Here is a 15,854-nt window from a genome sequence, read left to right as displayed (position 1 = left end):
TTATTATGCCTCGTCTTTCTTATCTTTTCTTGGGAAAAATTTTTGATAATCTGCTTGTAAATGTTTCATTGTGACATGGGTATAGATTTGCGTCGTTGACAAAGATTCATGGCCCAAAAGCTCCTGCACACTCCGTAGGTCTGCTCCATTATTGAGCAGCTCAGTTGCAAAAGAATGTCTAAGCATGTGGGGATGAACTTTTCCACCAACTCCGGCTTTAATAAAAACTTGCTGCATAATATATTCAATTCCGCGGCCCGTCAACTTTTGTCCCCGGTTATTTAAAAATACATAGCCTAGATCTTCGTTTTTACCTAGCAGAGCTAGTCGACTTTTATCACAATATTCTTTTAAAGCATTGGCCGCATCTTTTCCAAAGGGAACATAGCGGTCTTTATTACCCTTCCCATGAACTAAGATAATCTTTAAATCAAAATCAATCTGATCTAGCTTTAAAGATGCCATCTCACTTAAACGCATCCCAGTCGCATAAAAAAGTTCAAACATCGCACGATTTCTTACCACTATTTTGTCATGACCAGCAAGACTATCAAAGACCTGCCGCATTTCTTTTTCATAGAAAAATTGTGGCAATTTCTTTTCGCCTAATCTTAAACTAATTGTCTGCATTGGATCACTATCTAGCACTTCTCGCTTAACAAGAAAGCGATAAAAAGATCTTAAACTAGACATTTTACGCGCTTGAGTAGTTCTTGACCTGTTTTGCGTAGCCAAGTTTTGTAAGAAAATTTCAACATCGCGACTTTTAACTTGATCCCAGCCGCTAAAGCCACCATTTTCTTTAAAAAATTCCTTAGCTTCAATTAGGTCATTTAAGTAAGAGTTTACAGTATTTTTACTATAATTACGTTCATAGTTCAAGTAATCTTGAAATTGTTTGATTAATTTATCATTTTCTTTAGACATTATTAACCAAGCTTCTTTTCTTCCTTAAAGGCTTCAAGATCCTTCAATGCTCGTTTAGAAATTTCTAAGTGTCTTTCTTGTTTGTTTCTTACCTTATAATCTAATTTTGGCAAGAGTGCATAGGAAGCATTCATTGGTTGGAAATGCTTTGCGCTAGTGGTTGTGATGTAATTTGCCATCGAACCCAAGGCAGTTGACTTAGGAAAGACTAGCGTATCTTCTCCTAAAGCTTCTCTAGCCGCATTAATTCCGGCAACTAAACCAGAACCTGCACTTTCAACATAACCTTCTACCCCTGTCATTTGTCCCGCAAAGAAGAGACCAGTTTGCTTTCTAGCTTCATAATTTGCATTCAAAACTTCAGGACTAGCAATATAGGTATTACGGTGCATTTTACCATAGCGAACAAATTTTGCATTTTCAAGACCTGGAATCATTGAAAAGACTCTCTTTTGTTCGCCATATTTTAGATGAGTTTGGAAACCAACGATGTTATACATTGTGCTAGCGGCATTATCTTGACGCAATTGCACAACTGCATAAGGAGTCTTTCCAGTCTTAGGATCTTCTAAACCAACTGGCTTAAGTGGACCAAAGAGCATTGTCTTTTCTCCTCTTTTGGCCATTACTTCAATTGGCATACATCCCTCAAAGACATTCTTATCTTCAAAGCCATGTAAAGTAGCTGTTTCTGCTGCAACTAGATTTTTATAGAAATTATAAAACTCTTCTTTAGTCATGGGACAATTCAAATATGCAGCTTCACCCTTGTCATAACGTGATTTTTTATAAACAATATCACGATTAATGGAGCTAGCTGCCACAATTGGAGCTGCCGCATCAAAGAAATGAAGTGAGTCAGTACCACAAAACTCCTTAATCTGTTCTGCTAGTGTATCTGAGGTTAATGGACCAGTCGCAATGATCGTAATCCCATCTTTTGGAATTTCAGTAATTTCTTCCTCATGAACATGAACATTTGGCAAGTCCTTCAAGGTCTTAGTTACAACTGCACTAAACTTATCTCTATCAACAGCTAGAGCTCCCCCAGCAGGTACTGCTGTTTCATCCGCTGCTTTCATAATTAAGGAATCCAGCTGCCGCATTTCTTCTTTTAACAAACCAACAGCATTTGACAGTTGGTTAGATCTCATTGAGTTAGTGCATACTAGTTCTGCAAAGTTTGCAGTTTCATGAGCAGGCGTATTTTTCGTAGGTCGCATCTCATATAAATCTACTTCAATGCCACGCTTAGCTAATTGCCATGCAGCTTCACTCCCTGCAAGACCTCCGCCAATTACGGTTACATTCTTTACCATGCAATCTTTCCTTTCTGCTCGACTCTTTCAAGTCTATATAAAAATGATATCATTAAACCGCTTTCGTTTTAATGATATCATTGATTTTTATTATAATTTAATTTTCTTCTGGTTCTTCACGGTAATCACCATTTGGACAAAGAATTACTAGTCCTTTCTTGTTCTTCTTTTGAACTAAGAAGTGACCATCATTTGGACAATTACGACCAATTGGTTGATCCCATGAAACAAAATCACAATCTGGATAGCGTGAACAGCCATAGAACTTACGGTTACGTTTTGATTTCTTTTCGATAACTTCGCCCTTACCACACTTAGGACAAGTTACGCCAATCTTCTTAACGATTGGTTTAGTATTACGACAATCCGGGAAGCGTGAGCAAGCATAGAACTTACCGTAGCGTCCCATTTTGATAACCATTGGAGCCCCACAAATATCACAGTTAAAGCCTGCAGGTTCATCTTTAATTTGAACCTTTTCAATTTGTTGATCTGCTTTATCTAACTCTTTAGAAAATGGCTTGTAGTACTCATCAACTACTTTAATCCAGTTCTTCTTCCCTACTTCAACCCCATCTAGGTCATTTTCAAGTTGAGCTGTAAAGTCGACATTAACAATATCTGGGAAAAATTCTTCGATTAACTTATCTACGATTTCTCCTAATTCTGTAGGTACAATTGACCTACCTTCAAGTTTTACGTAGTAACGTTTTTGAATGGTATCAATTGTTGGTGCATAAGTTGATGGACGACCAACACCATTTTCTTCAAGAGCACGAACTAAACTAGCTTCTGTATAACGTGCAGGTGGTTGAGTAAAGTGTTGACGATCATCAGTCTTCTTAAGTTTAACCTTATCGCCTTCATTTAACTCAGGAAGTTCATTACTCTTTTCTTTTTGGTTATCGTATACCTTAGTGAATCCAGCAAATTTAAGTTTTGAACCAGTTGTTCTAAAGGTTACATCATTTTGCTCAATATCAGCTCTAACTGTGTCGTAAACAGCTGGGGTCATTTGACTAGCAATAAATCTTGACCAAATTAAAGTATAGAGACGATATTCTTCAGTTGTTAAATATTCTTTTACAGAAGCTGGCGTTCTAAAAGCTGAAGTAGGACGAATTGCTTCGTGGGCATCTTGAGCATCCTCATCATTTTTAAAATGTTGCGGCTTAACTGCTGCGTAATTTTCACCGTATTCTTCATGAATAAATTTTGAAGCTTCATGCTTTGCTACATTAGCAATACGCTTTGAGTCAGTACGCATATAAGTAATCAAACCGACAGATCCCTTACCAAGGTTCACACCTTCATAAAGAGATTGAGCAATTCTCATTGTTCGACGAGTTCTGTAACCTAAGCGCTTGTTTGCTTCTTGTTGCATAGTTGAAGTGGTAAAAGGAGCAGCAGGTTGACGTCTTCTTTCCTTTTTAACTACTTTTGTAACTTCAAAGTTTTTCCGCTTATCAATTCGCTTTAAAACATCTTGAACTGCTTCATTATTTGGCAACTCTTGCTTTTTGCCCTTAATGCCATAAAAAGCACCCTTAAACTTTTCTGAGCCCTTTTCAAAATCAGCATCAATAGTCCAGTATTCTTCTGGCTTAAAGTTCTTGATCTCATTCTCACGATCGATTACTAACTTCAAGGCAATCGATTGAACACGTCCAGCTGACAGTCCCTTCTTTACCTTTTGCCACAAAATCGGACTAATTGAATAACCAACCAAACGGTCTAGGACACGACGAGCTTGTTGAGCATCAACAATATCCATATCAATAGTTCTTGGATTCTTAAAGGCATTCTTAACAGCGTCTTTAGTAATTTCATTAAAAGCAACGCGGTTATGTTCTTTTGGATCTAGATTTAATGCATGAGCAACGTGCCAAGCAATCGCTTCTCCTTCTCGATCTGGGTCGGAAGCAAGATAAACATATTTTGCTTTTTTAGCTTCGCTCTTTAATTCTTTAATCGTATCGCCTTTTCCACGAATGGAGATATATTTTGGTTCATAGTCATGTTCTATATCCACTCCCATTTGAGACTTGGGTAAATCACGAATATGGCCTTTTGAAGCGATAACATGATAATTTCTTCCTAAATATTTTTCAATTGTCTTAGCCTTATGAGGAGACTCGACAATAACTAAATTCTTTTTATTTTTTCGTTTAGTAGGCATAGAATGCCCCTTCCTTGCACAATTTCTACCAAATTCTAAAATACCAAAAATTTTACTCTTGTCAACTAAAGCAAGTTTTTAAAATCAGCATTAACCAATGGATAAGCACCAGCGGCAATTAGCTCATTAGGGCCTTCTGACAAAGGACTTGAGACTGGTCCCGGAACTGCAAAAATATTGCGATTTTCTTCTAAAGCAATATTTGCAGTAATTAAGGAGCCCGATCTTTTTCTAGCTTCAGTCACAATAATATTTTTGCTTAAGCCCGCAAGTATTCTATTGCGCTCAGGGAACCTATAAGGCCTTGGAGGAGTATCCGGTAAATATTCACTGATCAATAGTCCCTTCGCCATAATTTCTTCCTGGAGCATTTTGTTTTCTTGCGGATAAAAATGGTTGAGCCCATTTCCAATGACGGCAATTGTCTTACCGTGATTTTTTAATGTTTCTTGATGAGCAATTCCATCCACTCCGCGTGCTAAGCCACTAGCAATGACAAAATCTTGCTGTATCAGCTGCGGAATTAATTGTTTTAAGACAAATCGACTATAATTTGTCGGCTGTCTTGCGCCAACTATAACTGTAATCTCCTTTTTAAGCAAGGATAAGTCTCCTCTAGTAAAAAGAAGTGTTGGTGCATTATACATTTCACGGAGTGCATTTGGATAGATTGTATCAAAAATAGTGATAACATCACACTGTAATTCAATTCTTTCAATCCAAGAATTGAACTTATCATTCTTCATTGCAGCTAAAACAAGATTTTGGATATTTGATTTTAATGATAAACTCTCTATTTTGTCAACTGTTACTTCTTCACCAGTAGTAAAATTCGCTACAATTTTTCCTATAGTAGTAATGCCAAGACCTTGCTGTAATTTTAATCTTAAACAAAATTCTTTCAAATTCATATAAATAAAACCTCCACTATCATGTACGCAAAAGTGAAGGTTTATTTTTAAATTATTTTTCGTATTCACTAACTGGAGCAAAAGATCTCCGATGAATCGGAGTTGGACCGTATTTTTTAAGAGCTTCCATGTGCTCACGAGTTCCGTAGCCTGCATTATGTTTAAAATCATATTCTGGATAGACCTCACCATAAGCATCCATTAAGTTGTCCCGAAACACCTTTGCTACAATACTAGCAGCAGCAATTGAGTTAGACTTAGCATCCCCATGAATTAATTTAACTTGAGGAATGTTTAAGGGCACATTCATCGCATCAACTAACAAGGCATCAGGCTTTATTTTTAGGCCTTGAACCGCATGAGCCATTGCTACACGATCTGCTTCATAAATATTAATCTGATCAATTACATCATTATTAGCCAAGCCAACACTAACACTAACAGCTTTTTCTAGAATCTTTGGAAAAAGCGTCTGTCTCTTCTTAGGTGATAATTTTTTTGAGTCATTAACATCAATTAAATCAAAATCATGTGGCAAAATAACGGCAGCTGTAACTACAGGGCCAGCAAGTGGACCACGCCCTACTTCATCAACACCAGCAACAAGTTGCTTTTTTTGCCAAAATTTCTTTTCATAAGAAAAACGTGATTGAAATTGAGCAAATGCTTTAGCATATTTAGCTTGTCTTTTTTCATAGCTAATTAAGAGCTTTTGGACGCCTTTTCGTTCATCTGCTTTTAATTCTTCTAACTGCTCTTTACTTACTTCTCCTTGAAGTAAGTTTTTTATTTCTGTAATCGTCATCTAAGATCGAACGTAATCCTTCCCAATTTTCCTTTGCGTAAGCGCTGAAGCATGAACAGTGAAAATTTATCATAATCATCCCGCATACCGTACTTATTTGTCATTGCTAACAATAAATCTGGATTAGACATACTGTCCATCTCTTCACTTGAAATTCGTGCGAATTTAACAAGATCATCGCGATAATTTTGCTTCAAAAATTCAATCACAAATAAGGCAACGTCATCGGGATGAAAAATATCTGCCTTAATTGCCCCGCAAGCTGCTAATTTGTAACCTACTTCTTGATCAGAAAACTTAGGCCACAAAATCCCTGGTGTATCTAAAATCTGAACATTAGTCTTTGTCTTTAACCAACTTTGTCCACGTGTTACACCAGGCTTATCACCAACAATTGCGGCATTTCTTCCAACCATACGATTAATAATAGTAGATTTACCACAGTTTGGAATTCCTGCAATAGCTACTCGAATCATTGGGTTTGATGCACCTTTTGCAATTAATTTATCTGTCTTTTCCTTACCAGCTAACTTAATAATTTTAAATAGACTAGTCATATTTGTAGTATGCTGGGCATCCATCGAAATCACGAAGTTACCCTCATCTTGATAATAATGAGTCCATTTTTTAGTTTGAATTGGATCGGCCAAATCGGCCTTATTTAAAACAATAATATGCGGTTTCTTCTTCGTTAATTGTCCAATCATTGGATTACGAGAAGAAACTGGTAAACGCGCATCTAAAACTTCAATTAAGACATCAATCAAGTCTAGATTATCTTCTAGCTGATTTTTAGCCTTATTCATATGTCCTGGATACCATTGAATAGTTGCCATTTTAATCCTCCATATCCTTTAGATTTAAGCTCATTGCCTTCTTTAAAGCAGGATTATCATCTTGCAGTTTTTGTGCAACTGCTAAATAAAGTTGCGCTTGTACTTGCCCATTTACTATACCATCTGTTGTCAAGCCATGGGCTTTTTGAAACTCAATAACTGCATTCTTAGTTTCATCATCAAAAACTCCTGTAACATGCTTTGGCATATAACCTAAGGCAGTCAAATATTGCTGCAGAGTTGCCACATCAACACCAGTCATTGATTTCTTCAAAATACTCATACTTTGGAATTGAGGTAGCTTAGCTAAAGAAGATTCAGGTACAGGATAAGTTGGCTTTAGCCCCTTTTGGTTGATCCAAGTTCCATTTGGAGTAAGCCACTTAGCAATTGTATATTTATATTCAGAATCTTGCGTCTGCCCTACTTCCTGCACTGTTCCCTTACCATAGCTTGTTTGACCAACAGAAACTGCCCAGTGATTTTGAACAAGAGCCGCGGTAAAGATTTCACTGGCACTAGCTGTATTGGCATTAATTAAAATAATTGGCTTTAGACTTGTATGGAAGCCACCAGAAAGCTTTTTATCAGAGCGAATTACTTCTTTTTGCTTGCGATCCTGATATTGCATAATAATCTTATTATTTGGCAAGAAATACGATGCAGACTTCAAAGCAGCATCCATTGCACCACCAGGATTATCTTGTAAGTCAATAATTAGCTTAGGATATTTTTTAGTATCAATTGACTTTAAAGCACTCTTTAAATCTTTGGCCGTATTAACATCAAATTGTGTAATTGTAATAATTGTTGCGTTACCTTCAGTGCGTTTAGTTAAGCTGGATTGGGAGATTTTAGCGCGTTTTAAGGTAACATTAAAAGTAGAGTTAGCACGTCTAAGTTTCAAGGTAACTTTTGTACCAATTTTTCCTCTGACTAAAGGAGCTACTTTACTAAACTGAGCTGCACTTACTTTTTTATTATTAACGGCAACAATCTCATCGCCAGGCTTAATAGTACTTTTCGAAGCTGGAGAATCAGCAACAATAGAGTCCACAACAACTTTATTGTTGCGTACTGCCATCTGAATACCTACTCCGCCAAAACTGGAGCCCTCTAAAATATTATTGACTTGTTCTTGATTTGCTCCACTTAATCCTTCAGAAAAAGGATCATTAAGACTATTAAGCATCCCGTTAATTGCCCCTTGGCGCAATGTTTGCGGTGAGACTTTCTTATAATATGAACCCTGTAATTGCTCATACACTTTTTCAACTTGATAAAAAGGTGACTTTAGTTCCTTAACTTCCATGATTCCAAAGGTCAAACCTGCACCAATTGCCGCACCAGCTATACCAGTTAACAAAAATTGAGCATATTTGGGAAGATGCTTCTTTTTATTATTTGAAATTTCTTTATTTTGATGAGAATTATTTGGTTCTACTTCTGCCATATTAGCCTCAGTTCATATTATCTAAATATAATTGATATGCCTTGTCAAAAACGCTCATGCTTGGTAAATAACCAGCATTTAATTCTAAATATTCTGACAATTTTTCATAGTCTTCTTCTTGTTTTGGAAAAGAACTGTCATGTTGTGCGTTATTAGCAAATTCAGCAATATCATCTAAAGAATCAGGATTTCTTTGCGTCATTAAAAAACGATAAAAGCTCTCACGATAAGCCATTAAAAGTCCTCCGCTGTATAAAACACTGCATAGGCACCACTACCAGCATGCGTTGCAATAATTGGACTAGTAACGCGTGTTAATACTTTAATGTCAGGATTAATTTCTTTAATTTTATTAGCCCAAACTTCCATATCTTCAGGCGTATCGACATAAGAAATTGCTACTTCTTTAATTTCGTGCTTATGTTCTTCAATATCCTTTAAAACACGTTTATCAAAGTTCTTAGAAAACTTCTTTCCCCGACCTTTTTTAGCAACGTCTAAATTTCCACCCGGCATATGCAATTCAATTCTAATATTTAGTAAAGTAGCAATTTTACCAGCTAGTGGGCCAAGACGGCCACCTTTAATCAAGTTATTTAGGTTAACTACCATCATCTGCAATTTTTGCTTCTTTTTAAGGTCTTCAACATGACTTACAATTTCTTTAAGACTCTTGCCTGCTTGTGCATCCTTAGCAGCAGCCAGCACTTGATAAGCTTCTGCACGATCAGTTAGTTCAGAATCAATTAAAGTTACTTCTTTTGTCTTTCCAATTATGTCAGCTGCCTGTCTAGCAGCTTCAATTGTCCCGCTTAAAGAACGAGCAAGAAAAATTCCTACTGCTTGGCTTCCATCGGCAGTTAATTCTTTAAATACTTTTTCGAAAATCCCAATTGATGGTTGACTTGTCTTCGGTAGCTCTTCAGACTCATCCATCTTCTTTACAAATTCTTGCCGACTAATATCAATGCCATCTGTGTAAGTCTGACCATCAATGGTAATAGTTAATGGAACGACTGTAATATCGTATTTATCAATTTCTTCAGGAGTTAATTGAACTGAGGAATCAGTTACTACTTTAATCTTAGCCATTCTAGGTGCTATCCCCTATTCTTCTATAATTATTATTCTATGTTAGAATTTATTAAGTACAATCTCAAGTATATCAAAAATACAAAAATGAGTTAAAATTTATTAAATAGATTATAAAGTTATTATATAGGGCGGAATAAATGAATGTCTTTTAAACAATTGTGGCAAGACCCAAAGAATCGATCTAAAACCTACAACATTCTAAACAATATTTTTAGTGCCATCACTCATGGAATCGGCTTTGGACTGGCTGTTGCAGGCTTAGTAATTTTAATTGTGAGAGCGGCTCATACAGGAAGTGCCCTGCGAGTGACAGCTTTTACTCTTTATGGCTCTAGTTTGGTTATCCTTTATCTTTTTTCAACACTCTACCATAGTTTGATTTTTACCCGAGCTAGACGTGTGTTTCAAATATTCGATCACTCTTCAATTTTTATTTTAATTACTGGAACCTATACTCCTTATACTCTAGTCGCAATTGGCGGAGTAAAGGGATGGGTAATGTTTGGTATTATTCTAGCCCTAGCCATTTTTGGCATTTTATTTTATATCTTTAATCAGGGCAAACATGTTGTTTTAGATACTATCCTTTACGTATTAATGGGCTGGATTGTGATTATTGCTTCCAGTACCCTTTACCCAGTTCTTGGGCCAACTGGATTTTGGCTCTTAGTCTGGGGCGGAATTGCCTATACTGTCGGTGCAATTTTATTTTCAATGCGCGGCGTTCCTTATATTCATGTGATTTGGCACTTGTTTGTTGTATTAGGTTCAATTCTGATGTATTTTTCAATTCTATTTTATGTTTAAAAAAAGCAGACAGTGAATACAATTATCACTGCCTGCTTTTTTAGTTAATGATTTAAAGAAATAAATTCAGTAATAGCTGCCTCGTTATTACTAATTACTCCCTCTAAAACGGCTTTTTTGATTTCTTCTAATAAAAGCCCAACTCTTGGTCCAGCTGGGATACCATTTTTTAATAAAAAGTGTCCGTCTACTACTAGGTCACGATTATTCTTAATTGGCAATGCTTCATAACTATCAACTAAGGCTCTACCGTTGACTGGTTGGCCCAAAATATGGGCTAAATCAATCGTTGAAACTATTGTTTCTAAACCAGCTTTATACAGATCATAATTATTCGGTGCGTGTGAACTAATTAAGTCAAAGAAAGCAACAATATCAGCTACTTGACGCTCCATCGCATTGGAATTCTTCCACATCCGCATAAAGTGAGGAATCTTGTCATTTGGTAATTTTAGTAAAATAATCATCAAAGCCCATAGATTAGCTTCATTAGTAGGGCTAAAATTAAGTTGAGGATAAAGAGCTAAATTCTCTTTTTTATCCCTAAAACCGGGTACTTCTTCTGATAAACCAGTATCCAAAAAAACTTGGAATGCCTTTTGGCTGCCAGGAGCAATACCCATTTTTACGAATTCATCTCTGATACGTTCAACAGAAATTTTACTTAGTAACTCATGATTGTCACTAATTGCTTGTTCTGTTTCTGGTTCAAGTGTAAATTGCAATTGACTCATAAATCGAACTGCACGCATCATTCTCAAGGCATCTTCATGAAAACGATTCTCAGCTTTCCCAACTGCACAAATCAAATGCTTTTCTAAGTCGCCCAATCCGTCAAAGTGATCAATAATATGGCCATCTACGTCCATTGCTAAGGCATTAATAGTAAAATCACGTCGCTTTAAATCTTCTGATAAGTTTTGGACAAAAGTTACATGGTCCGGTCTACGGAAATCCTGGTAGCCTGATTCAGTTCTGAAAGTTGTAATTTCATAACTTTCACCTTCATAAAGAACCGTGACGGTTCCGTGTTTAATTCCGGTATCAATTGTTTTCTTAAAAATTTGCTTGATTTCCACTGGATAGGCACTAGTTGCAATATCAACATCATGAATATGCCGATTTAAAAGTAAGTCCCGCACACTCCCGCCGACAAAATAGGCCTCATATCCCGCCTCATTAATCTCTTTTAAAACTGGAAGCGCGGCAGTAAAAACTTCCGGTAAATTATTAATCTTCATATATTCCCTATTCCCCTTAATTTTCGTACTTCTTAATATAGAAAGAAGGAAGTAACATGACTAAATTGTTCAATAAACAACTCTTTAAACAAATCTTCTTCATTACTCTAGGCTGTAGCATATATGCCTTTAGCTTAGATGCTATCAGCATCCCTAACAAACTTGCTGATGGCGGGATTAGTGGTATTGCCCTTTTACTTCGGTATTGGTTCCACATCAATCCAGGTTTATCCACGTTACTTCTAAATATCCCCCTAATTATAATCGGATATCGCTTTATGGGCAAACGGCTCCTTGCCTTAACAATCTGGGGCACACTTTGCCTATCCTTCTTCTTATCCTTTTGGCTTCATCTTCCTATTATAAACCAATTAAATTTAGACCATGATCTTTTTATTGCTGGTGTACTAGCAGGTTTGTTTTCTGGTGTTGGAATCGGTATTGTATTTAAATACGGCGGAACCACGGGTGGAACAGATATTATTGCTAGAATCTTAGATTTAAAATTAGGAATTCCGGTTGGAAAATCTTTACTAGCTCTTGATGCATTTGTATTAACAATTTCTCTTAGTTATCTTGATATTAAGCATATGATTTATACTTTGCTAGCTAGTTTTGTTTTAGCGAGAATTACTGATTCTATTCAAGCCGGTTCCTATGCTGCACGAGGATTGTTTATTATTTCTGATAAATATGAACAGATCGCTAAAATGATTGATGTTCAGCTAGATCGAGGATATACCTTCATAAATGCAGAAGGCGGATTTGATCGATCAGCTAAAAAAATTATTTATTGTGTAATTTCACCGCGTGAAATTAGCCAGGTTAAAGAATTAATCTTGCGTGAAGATCCTAACGCCTTTGTTTCAATAATTGATGTTCATGAAGCACTAGGACAAGGCTTTACTTATGAAAGAAAAAAGAGACATATTTTCTTTAGAAGATAATAGTTAGGAAGAAACTAGTTGTTGCTAGTTTCTTTTTTATTCTCATAGTATGCTATTTTAAATTAATTAAAAAATTAGTATTATAAATTAAGGATTTCATTTATAATATCGAGGAAAACAATGGAAAATAAAATTACTTGGGCAGCATTTTATGAGCTATCAGAAATTTATATTGCACCTTTAAATCTAATTTGGTTCTTATTTGCCAGTGCAATTGCCTATCAGGATTTTCACTATCTAAATATCATCAATATTTTACTCTGCTTTTTAGATGTCTTTTTATTTGATCTAGCAGTTAATATTGCAGATGACTATTTTGATTATTTGCACGGCAAAGATCCGCATTTCTTAACTGTTACTAACACTATTGGGCGCATGAAACTCTCACTACCGGCAGTTAAAAAATTAATGGTTATTATGTATATTGTTTCAGCTATTCCAGGCCTAATTTTAGTATACCGAACTAACTATATTGTTTTAATACTAGGGATGATTGGCTATTTCTTCGGAATCTTTTACACTGCCGGTCCTAAGCCACTTAATGCAACCAAATTTTGTGAATTAATTGTTAGCGGGATGATCTCAGTTTTTATTATTGAAGTCGGCGTGTATGTTGCGATTTGCGGACAATACACTTTTACCTGGAACACTTTCTTAACTACCCTACTTAAGTGTTTACCGATATTCTTTTTATTTTTTGCCACGCAACTAGCTAATAATACCTGTGATTTACGTGAAGATCTTATTAATGGTAGAAAGACCTTTGCGAGTTATCTTGGAACTAAAAAATCTATTTATTTATTGAAAATTCTCACAATTCTTGGTTTCATTACTCCTATATTTTTGGCAATTATTAATCAAATTAGTTGGCTCAATACCCTAGTTGTGCTTATAACACCATTTTTATGGAAAAATTTACAAACTTTCTTTAATAATCCAGATAAGCATAAAACCTATATGATTTTCATCAAAAACGAGTCACTGTACTTCACAATTTACATTGGTCTATTTTTCATTTTGGCCTTAATAAGAAGATAGTAAAAAACCTTCCGACTTTAAGTTAAATCGGAAGGTTTTATTTTTGCGTGCGTTTTTTAACCGCTTTGCGTGCGATTAATTACTTTTCGACCGGTTTCAATAAAAATTATAAATTCTCCGCAATTTTATCTGCTCACCGTGAATTATACTTACTATTGCTCAAAAAAGTCATCGTCAATGTCATATAATTCATAAGTTTGACTAACTTGTACTCCCACTTTATATTGGATCATCAAGTTAGTAAGCATTTCACCATCAACCAAAGCAATATTTAACTGCTTTGCTGCTTCTTTTGCATCCTTAGTAAATGAAGAGGTAGTAATAAATACTCCGCGATCAGCTTGTTTTCGCCGTAATGCCCCGAAAAAGCTATTAATCTCTGGACTACCAACAACGTTATTTTCTGCGTATCTTTTTACTTGAATATATACAGTACGCAATCCTAACGGATCTTGATTAATAATGCCATCAATCCCACCATCATTAGATTTTTGCGTTACTACGGATTGTCCGTTTGTTCCTTTGTAGCCCATCGCATTTAAAAGTTTTACCATCATTTCTTCAAATTGATATGGATCAGTCTTTCGCAATTTTGCAATCAAGGCTTCTGAAAGATCACTATTTTGCTTTTCAAACCAATCCCTAATTTGTTTTTCGCTTAATTCAAAGGTTTGTTCTTCAGTAATTTCGTTGTCATATTCTTTTTTACTCTTTATTTTCTTCTGATGATCTAAATAAGCTGGCTGTGAGTGAATATATTCACGCGTAATGTTTAGCCCGTATTTATTCAAAGAATCTTGTCCGAGACTAGTAATCTGATACAAACCTCTTTTGGGTGCAGTTAATAAACCCGAAATTTTTAAATCACTCAAAGCCCAGTTAACTCGGTCTGCCGCTACTAAATCATGGTATTTTGACGGATACTGCAAAGTCATAAGTTCTTCAGGTAAGTTAATTTCATTTAAAACGCTTTGTATTAATTCCTGTCTTTTCCAGATATTTTTAGTACTTGCAACTTGTAAAATAGGCCCTAGAAAAGCATCCCAAGTTGGCATTCCATTATCACTGTGTTTTAAAGTTTTGTAGTCTATCATTATCTTGAACCATTTTATTCCATTCTTCTGGAGTTAGTATTCTATTACTATGCGATTGCCCCATTCCTTTTTGCAATGACTTTCGATTTGCTGAAGTAGATAATAAGTATTGTGTTTCTTGAGAAACTTGTTGATTTAAGGATATGGGTTCTTGATCTTTGTTATGAATTACTTTATCTGTTGGCATTATTTTATTCACTTCAAACCTTCTCTTTTACTAAATCTTACTATAACTTCAAGATATTAGTTTTTCTCTTCAAAAAAGTCATCTAGTTCATAAGTAGTAATTACTTTCTTAGTCACATAAAGTTCGTATTTAGCAATTAATTCTAGCAAGTGATCGCCATCGATTAAGGTAATTACTCTTGTTCCTGCACGGGATGCTTGAATTGCATCTCTAGTAAAAGTTGAAGTAGTGATAAAAATTCCATATTCAGCTCTGAATTTATCCATTGCACCACGAAATTTATCAATCTCAGGGGATGAAACTGAATTGCTAGGATTCCATCTTTTAGCTTGAATCGCTACACGTGCAGTTCTAAAATCATCTGTCTTAATGTAACCATAGCCGTCTACACCACCATCACCAGTAAGACTAGTTCCGATAGTCTCATCAATGTCGACATTCATTTTTGCTACTAAAGCACGACAAAAAAGTTCAAATTTTCCTGGACTTAGATTAAGTAGAGCATTTAGGAGAGGGCCTTTCCAATCTTCTTCAAGGTCATCTAACGATTCTTCTTCTCTTATATTAATGCTAGGTTCTTTGCTCTTTTTATTTTGTTCAATTTTCTTCTGCCACTGAGGAAGGGAGATTTTATAAACTGCCTCACTAAGTTCAGTTCTATTTCCTTTGTATTCTCGTCCCTTTTCAGTCAGAACTACTATTCCTTGTTTAGGTCTTTTAAGCATCCCAGCCATAATTAAGTTAGAGATTGCAAAGTTAAATGCATAATTAAATGGGAGATACTTTCTCCCATTTCTTGATGTTTTATACATCGTTAAGATATTTTCGGGAATATTCTCTTCTCTTTCAACAACTGCCCGCTTTAAATCTCTTGTAGTTGCTTGGCCGCCAACTTGTTTTAATTCATCAATTATGGGTTTCATTAAATAAGCTTGCTGGTCTTGTCTATTCATATTTGTGAAGTTCGTCATTATGTTACTCTTCCATATGTTTATTAATTTAGTACTTAATTATG

General features: G+C 35.6%; 16 protein-coding genes. 3 read left to right on the top strand and 13 right to left on the bottom strand.

Translation table 11 applies throughout. From position 1 onward, the window contains the following. Positions 1-3 precede the first annotated feature (3 nt). From xerC to Q9R40_RS04365, 9 genes are all read right to left on the bottom strand, one after another. Positions 4-927 (bottom strand): tyrosine recombinase XerC, encoded by a 924-nt coding sequence (gene xerC / locus Q9R40_RS04405; RefSeq protein ID WP_304676472.1) that lies wholly within the window; start codon positions 925-927, stop codon positions 4-6. 2 nt (positions 928-929) lie between these two features. After that, positions 930-2,246 (bottom strand): methylenetetrahydrofolate--tRNA-(uracil(54)-C(5))-methyltransferase (FADH(2)-oxidizing) TrmFO, encoded by a 1,317-nt coding sequence (gene trmFO, locus Q9R40_RS04400; protein ID WP_304676470.1) that lies wholly within the window; start codon positions 2,244-2,246, stop codon positions 930-932. 97 nt (positions 2,247-2,343) lie between these two features. After that, on the bottom strand, positions 2,344-4,425 hold the full coding sequence (topA, locus tag Q9R40_RS04395) for a type I DNA topoisomerase (protein ID WP_304676468.1): 2,082 nt from the start codon (positions 4,423-4,425) through the stop codon (positions 2,344-2,346). A gap of 65 nt (positions 4,426-4,490) precedes the next feature. Beyond that, positions 4,491-5,336 (bottom strand): DNA-processing protein DprA, encoded by an 846-nt coding sequence (gene dprA, locus Q9R40_RS04390; protein ID WP_297940453.1) that lies wholly within the window; start codon positions 5,334-5,336, stop codon positions 4,491-4,493. 52 nt (positions 5,337-5,388) lie between these two features. Continuing rightward, positions 5,389-6,141, bottom strand: a complete 753-nt coding sequence (locus Q9R40_RS04385) for a ribonuclease HII (protein WP_304676466.1) — start codon at positions 6,139-6,141, stop codon at positions 5,389-5,391. After that, on the bottom strand, positions 6,138-6,977 hold the full coding sequence (gene ylqF / locus Q9R40_RS04380) for a ribosome biogenesis GTPase YlqF (protein WP_011161945.1): 840 nt from the start codon (positions 6,975-6,977) through the stop codon (positions 6,138-6,140). Before ylqF ends, Q9R40_RS04385 begins: the two co-directional genes overlap by 4 nt. A gap of 1 nt (position 6,978) precedes the next feature. Further along, entirely contained in the window at positions 6,979-8,430 is a 1,452-nt protein-coding gene (locus Q9R40_RS04375) for a S41 family peptidase (protein ID WP_304676463.1), read from the bottom strand. Between the two features lie 7 nt (positions 8,431-8,437). Continuing rightward, positions 8,438-8,665: a YozE family protein gene (locus Q9R40_RS04370; RefSeq protein WP_004894551.1), complete on the bottom strand. Its 228-nt coding sequence runs from the start codon at positions 8,663-8,665 to the stop codon at positions 8,438-8,440. Further along, the gene (locus Q9R40_RS04365) at positions 8,665-9,522 is read right to left on the bottom strand and encodes a DegV family protein (RefSeq protein ID WP_300592289.1); all 858 of its coding nucleotides are present in this window, start codon (positions 9,520-9,522) and stop codon (positions 8,665-8,667) included. Before Q9R40_RS04365 ends, Q9R40_RS04370 begins: the two co-directional genes overlap by 1 nt. A gap of 144 nt (positions 9,523-9,666) precedes the next feature. Here Q9R40_RS04365 and Q9R40_RS04360 point away from each other — a divergent pair, with 144 nt between their 5' ends. Continuing rightward, complete coding sequence (locus Q9R40_RS04360) at positions 9,667-10,332, top strand: hemolysin III family protein (protein WP_304676460.1); 666 nt, start codon at positions 9,667-9,669, stop codon at positions 10,330-10,332. A 44-nt stretch (positions 10,333-10,376) separates the two neighbouring features. Here the strand turns inward: Q9R40_RS04360 and Q9R40_RS04355 are convergent, their stop codons facing one another. Next, on the bottom strand, positions 10,377-11,573 hold the full coding sequence (locus Q9R40_RS04355; RefSeq protein ID WP_304676458.1) for a CCA tRNA nucleotidyltransferase: 1,197 nt from the start codon (positions 11,571-11,573) through the stop codon (positions 10,377-10,379). Between the two features lie 56 nt (positions 11,574-11,629). Between Q9R40_RS04355 and Q9R40_RS04350 the strand changes: the two genes are divergently transcribed. Both Q9R40_RS04350 and Q9R40_RS04345 read left to right on the top strand, forming a co-directional pair. Then, positions 11,630-12,520, top strand: a complete 891-nt coding sequence (locus Q9R40_RS04350) for a YitT family protein (protein ID WP_148421094.1) — start codon at positions 11,630-11,632, stop codon at positions 12,518-12,520. 120 nt (positions 12,521-12,640) lie between these two features. Further along, a complete protein-coding gene (locus Q9R40_RS04345; protein WP_304676456.1) occupies positions 12,641-13,558 on the top strand; it encodes a prenyltransferase in 918 nt (305 codons plus the stop codon). Between the two features lie 152 nt (positions 13,559-13,710). Here Q9R40_RS04345 and Q9R40_RS04340 read toward each other — a convergent pair whose 3' ends face one another. Genes Q9R40_RS04340 through Q9R40_RS04330 form a run of 3 tightly spaced genes read right to left on the bottom strand, consistent with a single transcriptional unit; the run spans position 13,711 to position 15,810 of the window. Next, positions 13,711-14,652, bottom strand: coding sequence for a restriction endonuclease (locus tag Q9R40_RS04340; protein ID WP_304676455.1), 942 nt, complete (start codon positions 14,650-14,652; stop codon positions 13,711-13,713). After that, the gene (locus tag Q9R40_RS04335) at positions 14,621-14,851 is read right to left on the bottom strand and encodes a hypothetical protein (protein WP_304676454.1); all 231 of its coding nucleotides are present in this window, start codon (positions 14,849-14,851) and stop codon (positions 14,621-14,623) included. The genes Q9R40_RS04340 and Q9R40_RS04335 overlap by 32 nt, the downstream gene beginning before the upstream one ends. Before the next feature lie 44 nt (positions 14,852-14,895). Next, positions 14,896-15,810: a restriction endonuclease gene (locus tag Q9R40_RS04330; protein ID WP_304676453.1), complete on the bottom strand. Its 915-nt coding sequence runs from the start codon at positions 15,808-15,810 to the stop codon at positions 14,896-14,898. Positions 15,811-15,854 lie beyond the last annotated feature (44 nt).

It is taken from the genome of uncultured Lactobacillus sp. (assembly GCF_948948975.1).
GTDB lineage: Bacteria > Bacillota > Bacilli > Lactobacillales > Lactobacillaceae > Lactobacillus.
This window is presented reverse-complemented; position numbering and strand designations above follow the sequence as displayed.

Coding starts and splice junctions, on each gene's coding strand:
- xerC (WP_304676472.1), bottom strand. CDS start 927: ATGTCTAAAGAAAATGATAAATTAATCAAACAATTTCAAGATTACTTG.
- trmFO (WP_304676470.1), bottom strand. CDS start 2,246: ATGGTAAAGAATGTAACCGTAATTGGCGGAGGTCTTGCAGGGAGTGAA.
- topA (WP_304676468.1), bottom strand. CDS start 4,425: ATGCCTACTAAACGAAAAAATAAAAAGAATTTAGTTATTGTCGAGTCT.
- dprA (WP_297940453.1), bottom strand. CDS start 5,336: ATGAATTTGAAAGAATTTTGTTTAAGATTAAAATTACAGCAAGGTCTT.
- Q9R40_RS04385 (WP_304676466.1), bottom strand. CDS start 6,141: ATGACGATTACAGAAATAAAAAACTTACTTCAAGGAGAAGTAAGTAAA.
- ylqF (WP_011161945.1), bottom strand. CDS start 6,977: ATGGCAACTATTCAATGGTATCCAGGACATATGAATAAGGCTAAAAAT.
- Q9R40_RS04375 (WP_304676463.1), bottom strand. CDS start 8,430: ATGGCAGAAGTAGAACCAAATAATTCTCATCAAAATAAAGAAATTTCA.
- Q9R40_RS04370 (WP_004894551.1), bottom strand. CDS start 8,665: ATGGCTTATCGTGAGAGCTTTTATCGTTTTTTAATGACGCAAAGAAAT.
- Q9R40_RS04365 (WP_300592289.1), bottom strand. CDS start 9,522: ATGGCTAAGATTAAAGTAGTAACTGATTCCTCAGTTCAATTAACTCCT.
- Q9R40_RS04360 (WP_304676460.1), top strand. CDS start 9,667: ATGTCTTTTAAACAATTGTGGCAAGACCCAAAGAATCGATCTAAAACC.
- Q9R40_RS04355 (WP_304676458.1), bottom strand. CDS start 11,573: ATGAAGATTAATAATTTACCGGAAGTTTTTACTGCCGCGCTTCCAGTT.
- Q9R40_RS04350 (WP_148421094.1), top strand. CDS start 11,630: ATGACTAAATTGTTCAATAAACAACTCTTTAAACAAATCTTCTTCATT.
- Q9R40_RS04345 (WP_304676456.1), top strand. CDS start 12,641: ATGGAAAATAAAATTACTTGGGCAGCATTTTATGAGCTATCAGAAATT.
- Q9R40_RS04340 (WP_304676455.1), bottom strand. CDS start 14,652: ATGATAGACTACAAAACTTTAAAACACAGTGATAATGGAATGCCAACT.
- Q9R40_RS04330 (WP_304676453.1), bottom strand. CDS start 15,810: ATGACGAACTTCACAAATATGAATAGACAAGACCAGCAAGCTTATTTA.